The sequence below is a fragment of the Glaciimonas sp. CA11.2 genome (assembly GCF_034314045.1).
GTDB lineage: Bacteria > Pseudomonadota > Gammaproteobacteria > Burkholderiales > Burkholderiaceae_D > Glaciimonas.
Window position 1 is genome coordinate 4,505,441 of sequence record NZ_JAVIWL010000001.1, and the last position, 15,307, is coordinate 4,520,747.

12 protein-coding genes are annotated in these 15,307 nt (G+C 50.1%); 4 read left to right on the top strand and 8 right to left on the bottom strand.

Translation table 11 applies throughout. From position 1 onward, the window contains the following. Position 1 precedes the first annotated feature (1 nt). The 4 genes from RGU75_RS19610 to RGU75_RS19625 form a co-directional block, all read right to left on the bottom strand. Entirely contained in the window at positions 2-772 is a 771-nt protein-coding gene (locus RGU75_RS19610; protein WP_322238825.1) for an enoyl-CoA hydratase/isomerase family protein, read from the bottom strand. Then, entirely contained in the window at positions 769-2,487 is a 1,719-nt protein-coding gene (locus RGU75_RS19615) for a class I adenylate-forming enzyme family protein (protein ID WP_322238827.1), read from the bottom strand. Before RGU75_RS19615 ends, RGU75_RS19610 begins: the two co-directional genes overlap by 4 nt. 21 nt (positions 2,488-2,508) lie before the next feature. Then, positions 2,509-3,288 (bottom strand): enoyl-CoA hydratase-related protein, encoded by a 780-nt coding sequence (locus RGU75_RS19620; RefSeq protein ID WP_322238828.1) that lies wholly within the window; start codon positions 3,286-3,288, stop codon positions 2,509-2,511. Between the two features lie 794 nt (positions 3,289-4,082). Then, on the bottom strand, positions 4,083-5,645 hold the full coding sequence (locus tag RGU75_RS19625; protein ID WP_416186830.1) for a 3-hydroxyacyl-CoA dehydrogenase: 1,563 nt from the start codon (positions 5,643-5,645) through the stop codon (positions 4,083-4,085). 405 nt (positions 5,646-6,050) lie between these two features. Between RGU75_RS19625 and RGU75_RS19630 the strand changes: the two genes are divergently transcribed. Next, the gene (locus RGU75_RS19630) at positions 6,051-6,248 is read left to right on the top strand and encodes a hypothetical protein (protein WP_322238830.1); all 198 of its coding nucleotides are present in this window, start codon (positions 6,051-6,053) and stop codon (positions 6,246-6,248) included. A gap of 500 nt (positions 6,249-6,748) precedes the next feature. Here RGU75_RS19630 and RGU75_RS19635 read toward each other — a convergent pair whose 3' ends face one another. Together RGU75_RS19635 and RGU75_RS19640 are read right to left on the bottom strand one after the other, a co-directional pair. Next, on the bottom strand, positions 6,749-7,966 hold the full coding sequence (locus RGU75_RS19635) for an ABC transporter substrate-binding protein (RefSeq protein WP_322238832.1): 1,218 nt from the start codon (positions 7,964-7,966) through the stop codon (positions 6,749-6,751). 449 nt (positions 7,967-8,415) lie between these two features. Further along, positions 8,416-8,949: a hypothetical protein gene (locus RGU75_RS19640; protein WP_322238834.1), complete on the bottom strand. Its 534-nt coding sequence runs from the start codon at positions 8,947-8,949 to the stop codon at positions 8,416-8,418. Between the two features lie 613 nt (positions 8,950-9,562). On the opposite strand from RGU75_RS19640, the gene phaP reads away from it, so the two are divergent. From phaP to RGU75_RS19655, 3 genes are all read left to right on the top strand, one after another. Beyond that, a complete protein-coding gene (gene phaP, locus RGU75_RS19645) occupies positions 9,563-10,168 on the top strand; it encodes a TIGR01841 family phasin (RefSeq protein WP_322238836.1) in 606 nt (201 codons plus the stop codon). Positions 10,169-10,669: 501 nt separating this feature from the next. Next, positions 10,670-11,083 carry a CopG family transcriptional regulator gene (locus RGU75_RS19650; RefSeq protein ID WP_322238838.1) on the top strand — a complete coding sequence of 138 codons (414 nt, stop codon included), beginning with the start codon at positions 10,670-10,672 and terminating at the stop codon, positions 11,081-11,083. Positions 11,084-11,127: 44 nt separating this feature from the next. Next, positions 11,128-12,372 carry a PHB depolymerase family esterase gene (locus tag RGU75_RS19655; protein WP_322238840.1) on the top strand — a complete coding sequence of 415 codons (1,245 nt, stop codon included), beginning with the start codon at positions 11,128-11,130 and terminating at the stop codon, positions 12,370-12,372. Between the two features lie 343 nt (positions 12,373-12,715). On the opposite strand, the gene RGU75_RS19660 is transcribed toward RGU75_RS19655, so the two are convergent. Beyond that, positions 12,716-14,062 carry an MFS transporter gene (locus RGU75_RS19660; RefSeq protein ID WP_322238842.1) on the bottom strand — a complete coding sequence of 449 codons (1,347 nt, stop codon included), beginning with the start codon at positions 14,060-14,062 and terminating at the stop codon, positions 12,716-12,718. A gap of 76 nt (positions 14,063-14,138) precedes the next feature. Continuing rightward, on the bottom strand, positions 14,139-15,260 hold the full coding sequence (locus tag RGU75_RS19665) for a porin (RefSeq protein WP_322238844.1): 1,122 nt from the start codon (positions 15,258-15,260) through the stop codon (positions 14,139-14,141). Positions 15,261-15,307: the final 47 nt, after the last annotated feature.

Here is a 15,307-nt window from a genome sequence, read left to right on the forward strand (position 1 = left end):
CTTATTCATCCTTGAAATGAGGAGTCCGCTTTTCAACGAAGGCCTGCATGCCTTCACGTGCGTCGGCGGTTTGAAAGGCCAGCGTTGATAAGTCCGATTCGATGCGCAAACCGTCGATCAGCGGCAACGCTAATGCGCGCTGAATAGCCTCCCGGGCAAACAACAGCGCACAGCGGCTAAAGCCGATAAATTGCTGCGCGTAAGTACAACCGATCGTAATCGGGTCAGCCGCTTCAACCACCAGATTGACTAAGCCAATGCGCTCTGCTTCGACCGCGTCTATGGTCTTGCCAGACAGGATGATTTCAAGCGCTTTGGCTTCGCCGACTAAACGTGGAAGGCGCTGAGTGCCGCCATAACCCGGGATCAGCCCGAGCTTAATTTCCGGCAATCCCATCTTTGCCTTTGGCGTTGCAACCCGAAAAGTACACGCCATTGCCAACTCCAATCCACCACCAAACGCATAGCCATGAATAACGGCAATCGATGGAATCGGCAGCCGATCCAGTTTGGCCATCACGCTTTGGCCTAGCTCTGCACCTTGCTTTTGCGCCAGCAGGCCGCGACCTTGCAATTCTTTAATATCGGCGCCAGCGCAAAAGGCTTTTTCACCGCTACCGACAATCACTAATGCACGCGCATCGGATGCCGCGACCTGATCGATCGCCGCGCTAATCTGGCGCAGCACGTCGAAACTCAGTGCGTTCAAGACTTGCGGCCGATCTATCTGCAAAATCGCACATGATTCCTGATAGGTTAATTGAATAGTCATGCCGTTTTTCCTTCACTGATTAAAGACTTACCGGCTAAAGGCTGACCGGCGCTTGCAATTTCTCTCACTGCTTGCGGGACCAATTTACCGGCACGCGTCAGTTCGATTAGTTCACGCTTGAGTACCTTACCGCTCGTCGTCATCGGAAAGGCGTCCATTTCAATGAAATGCTCAGGCAAGTCATACTTGGAAAGCCCTGAATCGAGGAGATATTTCAAGACCTCATCGGCACGCAGTGCGACACCATCACGCGGGATAACGGCAAGACAAACCTGCTCGCCCAAACGTTCGTGCGACACCGGATACACCGCTACCTTCAGAACGCCCGGATGCCGCTGCGCCAACTCTTCGATATTGACCGGATAAATATTGTGACCACCGCGTATGATCAAATCCTTCTTCCGACCGACTAGACGCAAGCCGCCGTTTTTTTCGAATTGACCGAGGTCACCGCTGAGAAACCATCCACTGGCATTAAATGAATTTTCGGTCGCTTCCTGATTATTGAAATAACCGAGCATCAGCAAGCCACCGCGTCCGCCGATTTCGCCGATCTGTCCTGGCTCAGCTTCGATATCCGGATTTTCCTGATTCCACAGACGCACCTCATAGCCACGGCAGGCGCGACCGCAGGAAGCCACCAGCGTATCAATTTCATCCGCAGGCAATGGATATTGATGCGATCCATTTTCTGTCATTCCGTAAATATTCTGTGGCACCACCCCAAGCGTCAAAAATTGCTCGGCAATTTTGCGCGGGATCAAGGTCCCCGCCATATAAAAGGTCTTTACTTTTCCCAGATGCTGTAAGCCTTGCTGCTGCAGCGCAGCCAGCAAATCGATCGCATGCGTCGGGACGCCCATCACGTAAGTGGCACCGGTCTCAATAATCCAGTCCAATACCGACTTACCCGTTCCCGCATAATGCAGCACCAATTCGCAACCGGTCACCAGCATCTGCTCGCACGCAACCGTAGCGATATGGTGACTGACCGGACTGAGCGACAAGATGACTGTGTCCGGTCCCTGATGCCAGTCACTGGCAAGCGCTCGACCATTAGCAAGCAGCGTATTATCGCTGTGCATTACGCCCTTCGGCATGCCGGTAGTACCTGACGTAAATGCCAGATACGCGACCTTGTCGGGATTCAAGTCGGGAGGTGATGAAACCGATGCCGCATTAGGCTTCGGAAAGGACCGGCTTTTCTCAGGCAGCATCCATTTCACGCCATGAGATGGTAATACCGAGAAGACAGTTTTTATCGACGGCATCGTTAATGCACGCGTAAAAATTGAATTCTCCGATGCATCAGCACCATAACCTGGCATCGCGAACAATGCCCGACATTGCACCCGCTCAAGCAGGACCGCGATCTCCTCCACGGTATGATTCTGATGCAGCGACGGCACGCACACATAACCGTTGCGTGAACAGGCAAGAAAGACGACGACTGACTCGACCCGGCTGGGCAGCCAGACAGCGACCCGGTCGCCGCCGTGCAAACCGGCCTCAGCCAGACCTTGCGCCACGCTGTCGGCCCAATCCACCAGTTCACGCCAGGTCAGACGGATCTCGGTATCACGCAGCGCCCATGAACCCGGACGCGTACTTGCATGGTTTTCGGCCAGGCTGTACAGAGTTTCACCCTGCCAGATCCCTGCCATGTAATACTCGCGCGCCTGCTGCGGATTATGTAATGTTAAAACATTCTGCATGACAGCTTTCTTTGCAAGGAATCATTGGCCAAATTTGGACGCGTCAGGGCTGCGCCGCTCCGCAAATGCAGACGCCAGTTCGGCATGTTCTTCGCTGTCCAGATAGCCTGGGAGCAACAAGTCATGCGCCATGCGCGCAAGACCGCTCACGCCACCATGGCGGGCATTGAACGCAGCCTTGATAGAAGCCAGTGCAAATGCGCCGCGATCGGCGATTTCCAGCGCCATCTTGCGGGTCTCTTTCTTTAGCATCGCATCCGGGACTACTTTATTGATCAGTCCGATCGACAGCGCTTCCTGCGCTGTCATCTTCGGATTACGAAACCAGATTTCTTTAGCCCGCTTCTTACCGACCAGATCTTCAAGATACCAGGTGCCATAACCGGCATCAAAACTGCCGACCATCGGCCCCACCTGGCGGAACACGGCGCTTTCCTTAGCAATCGTCATGTCACATACCATCTGCAGCACGTTACCGCCGCCGACCGCATAGCCGTTGACACAAGCGATCACCGGTTTTTGCAGCCGGTCAATACTTTCATACATATCCAATGTGGGTAACATACCGGCATACAGCTGGGTGTCTTCCATACCTTCCTTCTTACCGCCGGTGCAAAAAAATTTATCTCCGGCGCCCGTCAGCACGATGACCCGGGTCCGGGTCTCGCGCCGGATGGCGTTGATACAATCACGAATTTCATCGCACATCAGCGGCGTAAACATATTGCCGTCATGGGGGCGGTTCAGGGTCATGGTTCCGACTGGACCGTCTTCTTCGTAAGTAATTTCCTGAAATTCCACGTTATTTCCTTTTATTTAAGACTTGAATTGAATGGTCAGATGTCACCTGCACTGCGCAACGCATTGATTTTCGCTAAGTTTATTTCGCTATGCTCATTCCCACTTGCGCCGGCACTTCTGATTCAGGCTGTTCCGGCGGCAGTGCTGGCATGCGGTGGATCGTTTTTACGTTGTCATGCTTAGGCTAACAGCAAATTGCATGCCCGACTATTCGTCAAACGGTCGTCAGGCTACGCGTAGCAAATCCATTTTTGAAAGCTGCGGACAAATCGCAAACATGTGTTTTTCCGCTTTACTGTCCGCGCCAAATACTCGTCATACAGTCGACTGTCCGCAAGACGCACAAACCCCGGTCCATGCGGCTTGAGTTCGAAATGGATCTGGACGATCATGCCGAACCGACCACCCCGCAACTCAGCCAGGTAATGAAATCCACTATTTAGCTTTATTGGCCTAAAAAAAGGGTTTTCTGCAAGCATGAATGATTAAGTGCATGTCATGCGGACACCGCGATGCCGTCGCGTCCTTTCAATGGACAATCTGAGTGAGAGATATAGCGGCTAATTACACCAGACTCATGGTACATAGTTTGCAATTTACAACTGCTCAAGCCTGTCTCTGCGTTAATGTCTGTCCCTGCGTTAATAATCAAACTCAAACATTACTTCCAATTTAACTTCACACCCATTCCAGCATCTTGCGCCCAAAATGCGACTATTCTGCGGTAAGGACAGCCTGTCTTCGCCGGCGCATGAACTAAAGCACAAAGGATGCGATGTCAGGGAGCGAGATGTTCAGCCCACGCGGTCTGGCGCGGTCAGCGACAGTGATAAGCGCGCACGCCGCACGAGCCATGGTGATGGGCGGTAGCGCTGATCGCCGAATGTGGCATGCAATCCCTGAAGGATTTCCAGTATGTGTTTTGCACCCAAGCGATCACCCCACTCGAATGGCCCGGCCGGATAGCCCAGACCGAGGCGCACAGCGACGTCAATATCAGCAGGCGATGCAACCCCTTGCTGCGCCATCTCGCACGCAAGATTGACGATACAGGCGATAACGCGCGGCGCAACATAACCTGGTGAATCTGCAATTACAAACGTCGGAATCAATTGTGCGGCGAAAATGGTACGGGCCGCGTCGACAGTAGCCGCAGCGGTACCCGGGCTAACCATCAGTGTGACCCCGGTTTTTCCACTAAAAAGCGGATCGATTGCGACTGCTTTAGACGGATCAAGTTGCAAGTCCGCAACGGTTGTAGAAAGATCGCGGCCTAATGGTGCCAGCAGAATGACGTCGGCCTCGCTCGCATCGTGCACTCGACTAACAGATTGAAGCAATGCAAGAAGCGAATCCGGTGGCGTGACAGGACTGTTCTCCGGCCACCAGACAGCGACTGTGGCCGCCGCCGCGGTTTGTTGCGATACTAATTGCGGTGTGATATTTTTTTCTTGATAACTATAGAAACCCTGACCGCTTTTTCGACCTAAGAGACCGGCCAGCAACCGGGTGCGAGCGAGTGTCACCGGACGGTACCGGTCATCGCCATAGTATTGGCTATGGATAGACTCCATCACGGGAACCGAAACGTCCAGACCGGTGAGATCCAGCAACTCGAACGGTCCCATTCGAAAACCCGCGCACATGCGCAAGATGGTATCGATAACCGGATGTTCGGCGGCGCGCTCAGCTAACAGTTTCAGTCCTTCCGTGACAAACGCGCGCCCCGCATGATTGACTACGAATCCGGGTGAATCAGAGGTAACAATAGCGCGATGGCCCACGCGCAGCGAAAGCGTTACCAACGCTTGCACCGCTTCAGGCTTAGTACGCGGCGCTTGTATCACCTCTACCAACTTCATGCGGGTCACGGGATTGAAAAAATGCCAACCGACAACCCTCTGGGGCAACGCGCAAGCTGCCGCGATCGCCGTCACGCTAAGTGAAGACGTATTGGTAGCAAGGATGCACTCCGGCCTGACCACCGCTTCCAGCTCCCGCATCAAGCTCTGCTTAGCGTCAAGATTCTCTAGGATAGCTTCCACTATCAGCTCGCAATCGCCCAGTTCCTTCACATCATGGGCGGGCAAAATACGACTAAGTGCGGCAGCCGCATCGGATTCGGAAATTTTACCTTTCGCTACTGCCTGTCCCAGGTCTTCGCGCACAAACGCGATGGCACGCGCTACGGCTTCCTCCACACTGTCAAATAACCTGACCTGGCAACCAGCCGATGCGCATACCTGTGCGATGCCACGCCCCATGGCACCGGCACCGATGATCCCGATATGTTGAATTTCTTTTACGGCTTCTTTTGCCGCTTGATTTGGTGCTTGTTTAACTACTGCATTGACCACATTAAGCTCCAGTTTCAAATCTCGTCTTGACTGTAGTGAGGCTTCGGCCGTTCAGCCACTCGTGTCTGTATCGGCACCGAACCTTCCATTGTCGTGCTCACCAGCGACTTATTACGGGTATTCATTGCTGGGATCCTTGCATGGCACTTAATTGTGCCATATGACCTTTATGCAAACCACGTGCCAGGGAAAACGGATAACCCCGCTCCCTGTCATTGTTTATCCGATGTTCTTTAATCTGACTTCCCCCCGCATGCCACCGCGCAATTTTGTTCATTTGGAAAACACAGCAGTGCGTACTGAAGACACTTCGATATCGGCACGGTGTAAAAAAGCATCTATCAAATTGAGTCGCACTCCTTGCGACTGTTCTCAGAACATATCTATACTGCGTAATAAAAGACAGTGTCGAGCAAAGCCGACGTGCGCCATTACGACGAAGTGGCGCAGGCCATAAAAGTCACCGTTGACCGCTTTGTCTCGCTTGACATTTTGGTCAACAACGCTGTTCCGAAAGTTTGTTGTCCATCGGTTCAAATGAGCGCTTCGCGGTATGGCTGGCAGGGCCTGGCGAATAAGGCCCGGGTGCAATGTCCATCGTGAGGTCGCAGCCAAGTGAACGAAGGGAATCTTAGCGGGGGAGGAATTGCGTGGAGCGACGCATTGCACCAGGGTTGCGCCAGGCTATTTTTACCAGTCTGCGAGGTGTTTAATTGTTCACGATGGATAGCTGAGGATGCTAAGCAGCAAACAGGCAGCGCATAGTGGTGGCAGTGACGTTGCATTTTCTTACCACGGAGGCGAACAAAGAATTGAAGCCGAAGGTCAGGACAGCAGTTTTAAGCTAACTCGATGCAAAGTATGAAACGTGATTTTAGCGAACGCGAAAATGGTCAGAGCTGCTGGAGCTTACTTGAATTTAACAAACGGTGCAGCTAATGACTTACCCAACCTAACCTGGCCGATCAATCCGACACGCACCTCAGGTCGGTCACGTTTATCCCGGATCAGCAGTCATGCTGATCCGGGACATTCATTTAGCCAGCCCTCCTTGGGAGGACCTCATCCAAAACCTGGCAATTATTTTTCCAGGGCTACAACAATTACTTTTTCACCAGTGCGCAAGATCCTTCACTCATCGGCTGATATGCCTGATCGCCTGGAATAGTTTTTACTATTTTCATGAGATCCCAGTCAGACTTGGATTCCAACGGTTTTTTGGCTTCTGCCAGATACATGTCATGCACCATCAGACCATCTTCGCGAATCCGGCCTTTCTTCGCAAAAAAATCATTGATTTCGGTGGCCTTCATTTTTTTCATCACTACTTCCGCATTGTCAGTACCTGCCGCCTGAACCGCGTTCAAATAATGCATCGTCGCGGAATACATACCGGCTTGAACCATCGTCGGCATCTTTTGTTGCAGTGCGTAAAAACGCTTAGACCATGCACGGGTTTCATTATTCATATCCCAGTAGAAACCCGTGGTAAACAACAGTCCTTGCGCGAGAGGCAGGCCCATGCCTTTCAGGTCTGTGTCAAAAATTAACAGGGTTGCCAGCTTTTGGCCACCCTTAGTCAAGCCAAATTCAACGGCACCACGTACCGCGTTCTGCGTATCTCTGCCAGCATTAGCAAAACCGATAATCTTGGCTTTCGAAGCCTGAGCTTGTAGCAAGAACGAAGAAAAATCTGAGGCGTTAAGTGGATGCTTAATCGAGCCTAAGACTCTCCCTCCCATTTCATTAACGACCTGACTCGTATCTTTTTCCATCGATTTTCCGAACGCGTAATCAGCAGTCAGGAAAAACCAGGTATCGCCGCCTGACTCTACGATAGCGCGGCCCGTACCGGTTGCCAGCGCGTATGTGTCATATACATAGTGGACGCCATATGGGGAACACTCCTGATTGGTCAGCACAGTTGACGCCGATCCGGCAAATAACATCACTTTCTTTTTAATTGCCCCCAATTTTTGCAATGCAATAGCGGCAGAAGAGTCGGTCGACTCGATGATCATATCAACATGATCGCGATCGACCCATTCCGATGCGCGTGCAACGGCGATGTCTACTTTATTCTGGTAGTCCGCTGAAACCATTTCAATCGGTTTGCCGGATACCTTGCCGCCGAAATCATCAATTGCCATTTTTACCGCGGCGACCCCTCCTGGGCCTCCAATCCCGGAGTAGACACCGGTTTTATCAACAATGACACCTATTTTGACGCTGTCACCCGTAAATTGCGCCATGGCACTGCCGGGATTTAAACCAATGATGGACGCACTAAGAACGGCAAGGGCGATTGTGGACAAATGCATGGTGTCTCCTATTATAGATTTAGGTAAATCAGGTTGAGTCATCGAAATGGCGGGTCCAACAGGAAAAGCAATTAATAAAGCTTCCTTGTTGCGAACGCGATGCCGTGTACTTCGATAACAACTAGCAAACATCGCGCCATGCTGAATTACGGCAATTTAATGTCAGCAATCTTATTTGCTTAGCTATCGAAGACGGCCGCTCTCACATGCGTCAGCCATGGTGTCGTCACGACGCACACAAGATGGCCGTGACAAACACAAAGAACAGATTGGAATGACCATTTCACGCGGTTGAACCGGGAGACGATTCTGGTACCCTTAATTTCTAAAGTCTTACAAAAGTAGGCGTTTAAATGATGCAAACCGCTAAATTGGGCTATCCGGGTGCACTCCAGAAAGTATCGACAGGTCAGCTCGCTGCCTAATCAATCCAAGCAAACGACGAGATATCAATTGCAATGAGACGTCGACGTAAAACGAAATCCCCATAACCCCATCCATACCGGCGCACTATATATATGCTGACTGGTATTTATATTTTTCCAAATGTCATGACACACATAAATACGTTCATTATTTCCCGCTACTTTCACTGACAAAGCGTACCAATGCTGCGTCGCTCCTTTGCCGTCTTGCTTACTTAACACGGGCATTTGCTCAAGTCGAACCGGTTCGTCGGCCATGAGATAGTTTGAATAAAAAGCGAAAGCACAGGTGACCAGCACAACTCCTTGCCACATCAAACCAATAATCGCTAACCTTGTACCATTGCCAAGAATATGAAAAAAAGTCCTCTTGAGAGTCAGACATATTGCAGTGGCTAGTACGGCACCGATACCGAGTCCAAAAATTGCCAAGCGCCCGGCATCGAATGTAGCCTCAACCTGATCGCCAACTAGAACAAGCGCTAATAAGCCGGTGAAGAAGGTCCCTAAAGCTGTATAGACCATCGGCTCCGGATTGCGGGATTGATGTAACACCATCATATTCCTTAATATGGTTACGTCATTTTTTGGTGTGTCATACGTATAAACATTCACGTTGAAATTCAACCTATAAGCTATTTAAGTAATTGGAGCGCTTTTCTCGTCAGAAGGTTGCGTGGCATGAAAACTATTCCCCATTTCTTGAGCTTATTGTTGCATTAACTGCAATTAATGCAGCTTACACAGGCCTTGTGTATTTGTCATAATTGTTTGTATATTGCGAGGTATAGATTGTGTATTGACTTTGCGTTATCAAATGCACAAATGTGACTTGGGAGAGAACTAGCTGCCCGGGGGGGGAAGTCCGTTACTTGCCCGGCTACAACTTGTTGACTAGCTTCTACCGCGTCCGTCTCACCAAGCGCAACGAACCGATTGTCACCCGCCCTTCGCCAAACCCGAAGTCGTCAGATACCTGACTAGCTCACGGTCGGGACATGCATATTCGATTCGGCGGCCAACAGCGCTTAAGCTGATCGAGGGACATTAACGCCAAGCAAGGGTTATTGCCTCATAAAAACTGATTTCTCAGGTATTGATTTATCTCATAAAAAGTTTTAAAAAAAAGCTGGACATCCTTTATTCTTCGGGTAAAATATGAATTGTTGCAGTGCACCATTTACTCGGATACCTGCATAACCTCATTATTGACCCATCAGGAGTTCTTATGTTTTCGAATCTAGATAAATTCTCATCTGCAACCAAAGCCGCCTTTGAATCCCAGTTTGCCACTTCTAGTGCACTCGTAAGCAAGATCATGGAAAGCAGCGAAAAAGCAATTGCACTGAATATCGCAGCTGCTAAAGCGTATGCAGAAGAATCAAGCATTGCGACAAAACAATTATTGTCAGCAAAAGATCCACAAGCATTTTTCGCTTTGATCGCTTCACAAGCTAAACTGAACGCTGAAAAAGCCGCGTCATACAGCAGCCATTTGACCGAAATCGCTTCAAGCGTCAAAGCTGACCTCACGCAAGCTGCTGAAGCGCAAATTGCTGAATCAAAAAGCAAAGTGACTGCATTGGTTGAAGAAGTCGCCAAAAGCGCACCAGCCGGTTCTGAAAATGCTGTCGCCATGTTGAAATCGGTCGTCAGCAATGCAAATGCTGGTTACGAACAACTCTCTAAAACCACTAAGCAAGCAGTGGAAACAGTTGAAGCGAATGTTGCCAAAGCAACGACCCAGTTGTCCCAAGCTGCAAAAAAAACTGCTTAATATTGCATCACGGTTAACGACCGATCAGTAACTGAGTAACTGAAACAAGTAATATCTCGGCCGCCAACGCGGCCGATTTCGATTTTAGCGATGATGCCGAAACCACGCAGATAATTCAATTACGTACTTTGGCGCACGTTCCTTAACGTACGCACCGCATACAATATTTATGCCCCGGATTAAACATCCCACAGCATCGGGGCTTTCGTCAACGTCATGCTTCAACGATTGACGCACGCTGCGCTCCTCCCTTCCTCCAAATGACTTATCGCGCTCTATTGTCGTTTTAGTTGCTGATTTCAGGCCAGCTAATCGTTTCTCCATTTTGGCAGTGAAGTAAAGGCCTGGATGTTCCTGTTAAATCGAGGTCGAACTAATCCAAAAAACGTGCATAGATTAAATAAAATTATGCTCAAGGATGCGCCTTTAACTTGACAAACATCGTTTACGACCTAAAATACCATCCATATAGATGGCATATGGATGTCATGCGGAGGTATTATGAGCGTATTAGTGTTAAAGCCGAAAATCAGTGAAAGTGAAAAAATTACTATTAATCTTGGATTAATCGATTTAGGACAAATCGACTTATTAGTCCAGGAAGGGTTTTATTCAAACCGAACTGATTTGATCCGTACCGCGATCCGCAATCAACTAGCAGTCCATGCCGATACAGTCAAACAAACTGTCGCTCGCAAGAGCTTGGTTCTTGGCTTGCAAACGTATTCCCGCGCGGATCTTGAAGCATTACGAGACGCGGGGCAAACACTGCACATTCAAGTACTCGGGCTAGCTACTATTGCTGCCGACGTCTCCGCAGAATTAGCCTTGGCAACTATCGCATCCATTTCTGTTTTGGGTGCATTCCATGCAAGCCCTGCCGTAAAAGCAGCGCTCGCCCAACGTATCCATTAAAGTCAATTAATTATCTGTTAATTATGTCGATCTGAAAGGCTCCCATGAATCTGACTGAATATTTACGCGCTCAACTGCGCCAGGCAACCCGTAAGCTAATGTCCGACGGAGCCTCAGAGGCAACCGCTGCAATTCAAAAAGCGCTCCAGACCTTACCTGGTCAGCCCAACGGTGCAACACCGCCTTTGTCAAACGCCATGCCTAACAAAAATGCCACATCAGACATTGGTGATGCATCAGTTACGGTACCAAATTTTGTGTCTGACCTATTGAATCGGTTAGGTATTCCGGCCGCGTACGGGAATATAAATACTGGCAAAAAAGACGCCGAAGGAGACTTGCTTAGCCCTGAAGAGCTGGAATCCGGTAAGGCCACCGCAAATGGCCAGTTTTTAACCAAGTCGTTCACCAATCACGCCGGGACACGCAATTACAAACTGTACATTCCATCTTCTTATCACGGTCAAGCCATGCCGCTCATGGTCATGTTGCATGGCTGCACCCAAAATCCGGACGACTTTGCAAGCGGCACCAGGATGAATATTGTGGCTGAAGAGTCACCATGCTTTGTGGTCTATCCAACGCAGACCCAGGCAGCAAATACTGCAAAGTGCTGGAACTGGTTCAAGGCCCTAGACCAGCAACGCGATCAAGGTGAGCCATCCATCATTGCAGGCATCACTCAAACGGTCATTAATGACTATAAACTCGACGCTGGCAAAGTGTACATAGCCGGACTTTCAGCGGGCGGCGCAATGGCGATTATCATGGGAACCACTTATCCCGATTTATATGCCGCTGTCGGCGTGCATTCAGGTTTACCGTACGCAGCCGCACATGACTTGCCGTCCGCGCTTGCGGCAATGAGGGGCAACGTGCCGATCTCGGGTTCAAAACATAAGCACGTTGCTGATGCACGCTTGCAATCGATTCCCATCATTGTTTTTCATGGCGATAAAGATGCGACGGTCAGTCCTCAAAATAGCGAGCAACTGATGGCGCAGAGCGTACCTGAAGTGATCTTTAACCAGCGTAATAACAAATACGATGCATCCAAACCGATTAAGCCAGTGGTAATCGTTCAAGAAGATCAAGTGCCGAATGGACATCGTTACACGCGAACGTCGCATCACGACGCTCGAGGACGGTCGATCGCTGAGCACTGGATGATCCATGGTGCAGGACACGCCTGGGCCGGTGGCAATAAGAGTGGCACATATACCGATGGCAAAGGTCCTGATGCTTCGCGAGAAATGATGCGATTCTTTTCAACCCAATCGCATGATTAAGAGCCGGCGTTACGCTGCGATTTAAGAGGTTCAGCGGCAAGCGACTGCCTTGATTATGCACGAAAATACTGAAATCACTTCGTGAGGTGAGCGGTGGGTTTCTGGGGCAACACTCACCTCCACGCGGGTAATCCAAGTATTACCAGCGCCTCTGCTGGAGACGCTGCGCGAGCGTTATGTTGCGCACAGCGCTCAACGTCAATACTAACCAGCTAGAAAATGTGGCAGCGTACTTATAAATAGTTTTTAAACAAATGACGACATCTGCGTATCCAATAATGGTCGTTATATCACGCACTCTTCCGCGTCGCAAAGCACGCGGAAGAGCCAGCGCAGCAGATATTTAGACCTTGCCCAACTCACTCATCGGCGTGCGGAAGGTCTCGCGTGAGGTCGCAACGGAGATTGCCGAAATCACCGAGGTGATCGTTACAAACACCGCGACAGGAATCCAGCCATCCACACCCGGCCGAAGAATAGCTGCGCTGATGGTTGGTGCGAAGCCACCTAATGCGAAGCCGATCTGGGTACCGATTGCCATGCCTGACAGACGAACACGGGTGTTAAACATTTCACCGTATAACGATGGCCATACGCCATTGGCAGCACTGTACACAACACCCGACAAGAGCAAGCCGATCACAAAAATCAACGGGATATTGGCATGACTAAGTGCCCACATGTAGGGCCAAATCAGGAGGGCTGAGCCTAGCGCACCGAACAGAAACACTGGCTTACGGCCAATACGATCAGACAGCATCGCGAAGGCTGGAATTGCCGCAAGCGCTAACACATTCGCCAGAACGAGAACCGTCAACATCGTCGCACGCGGGATGTGAACAGTGTTGACCGCGTATGACAAGGTAAAGACGCTAAAAATAGTGCTGACCACCGATATCAACGCTGCAAAAATCACCCGAATCAGGTTTGCCTTATGGTCACGTAAAAGCACTGCAACCGGCAACTTAGCCTGCGTATGCGATTTCTCTTCCTCGTTAAATGCCGGTGTCTCGGGTAAAGTTCGACGTACCCACATACCCACCGCTACCACAATCGCGCTTAGGAAAAAGGGAATACGCCATCCCCAGGACAACAACTGGTCTTCTGGCAATGCCGAAATCGGCAGGAAGATCAGTGTCGCCAGAATCAGACCCGCCTGCGTTCCACTCAGGGTAAAACTGGTAAAAAATGCGCGTCGATGCGCCGGAGCATGCTCAAGCGTCATTGAATTGGCACCCGCCTGTTCCCCGGCCGCAGACAATCCCTGCAACATACGCAGCACCACCAACATGATCGGTGCCGCGATACCGACTTGTCCATAGGTCGGCAGCAAACCCACCATAAAGGTCGACACGCCCATTAACAACAAGGTAAAGGTAAGCACTTTTTTGCGACCATATTTGTCGCCAATATGCCCCAATAAAACAGCACCGATTGGCCGCGTCACATAACCAACCCCAAAAGTCGCAAACGCTGCAACAGTGGCCGTCACAGGGTCAAATGAAGGAAAAAATATTTTTCCGAACACCAGCGCTGCGGCAGTGCCGTAGATGAAAAAATCGTAATACTCAACCGCGCTGCCGATCCAGCTGGCGAACGCCGCTTTACGCGGTGAGCGCGTGGTTGATTTCTGTTCTTCGCCAGCGCTGCTTTTAGCGCTGGCTTGTTGCGAAAGCGTAGATGTAGACATGTCGTCCTCCATGATCTGTAGATAATGTTCACATTAAAAGAACGAATTCTTTTAATGCGTCCTCAAAGTGAAAACCTTAGAACCGATGCAGAATGCCAGCTTGCAGGCCCACCAAACTCCTGCCATTGATATCGGTACCGGCCAAGTTCGCCGTTGGACCAGCAGAACCACTAAACCGGAAACCGGCGTTAGTATCGTTCTTCATGTAATTAGCAAAACTATAGAGCGTAGTTCGCTTGGACATGTCGTAATAAACACCGACATTACCACCCTGCGCGCCCGAATTTCCGTTCGAGGTATCTTTCATGACGCCATACAAAGCGCCGATACGTAACTGTGGAGTCAGACGATAATCAGCCGAAACCTGGTAAATGTTATACATCCGCAATACGCTTGAATTATTACCCGCAAACGCGTTAGTCGGGATGCTGACATTGCTCAAGATAGCGGTTGCATTATTACCGTTTGCATTCGCCGTCACGTTGTTACTGCGCACGTAAGCAAGATAAATCTTACCTTTGCCGTAGTCGTAATCGGCATAGACATTGTGATAGACCACCGCGTCTGCGAACGCTGCATTCGCTAGCGGCTTGGCCCACAACCCAGCGTAACCGGCACGGTAAGGGCCATTGGTGTAATCAACACCGGCTTGATAAACGCCGCGCGTACCAATACTTTCGCCTGCGGTTTCGGTCAATGCGTAATGCAAATCGAACTGAAAATTAGCAAGACGCGGAGATTTGTACGAGATGTCATTATCGAAGCGCGATGGAACGCCAAATGTATTGATGATTGAGCCGAAAGTGGTCCGCTCGGTGTAATCAATAGCACCACCTATGAAAAATATGATGGTGTTCTGACGACCAATACGAAATTCACCCGCTGGTGTATTGATACCGACCCATGCCTGACGATCAAAAAGACGCGGCGCATCGGCCAATGCACCGGTATTGGCACCGAACCCTTGCTCTAGCGTGAACTTAGCCTGATAGCCGTTACCAAGATCCTCGACACCACGAAAGCCGAGACGGCTTCGCAAAATAGCGCCGTCATTCAGACCGATGACACTCTTTCCACTGCTGCTATGGATGTAATCGATGTATTGGTCAACATCTCCATAGATTGTTACATTTGATTGTGCTTGTGCGAAGGTTGAGCACGCTGCGAAACAGCAAGCGACAGCAATTTTTTTCCTCATTACATCTCCCAAATAGTTCATTTTTATATTGTGTAGGTGACGCCCAA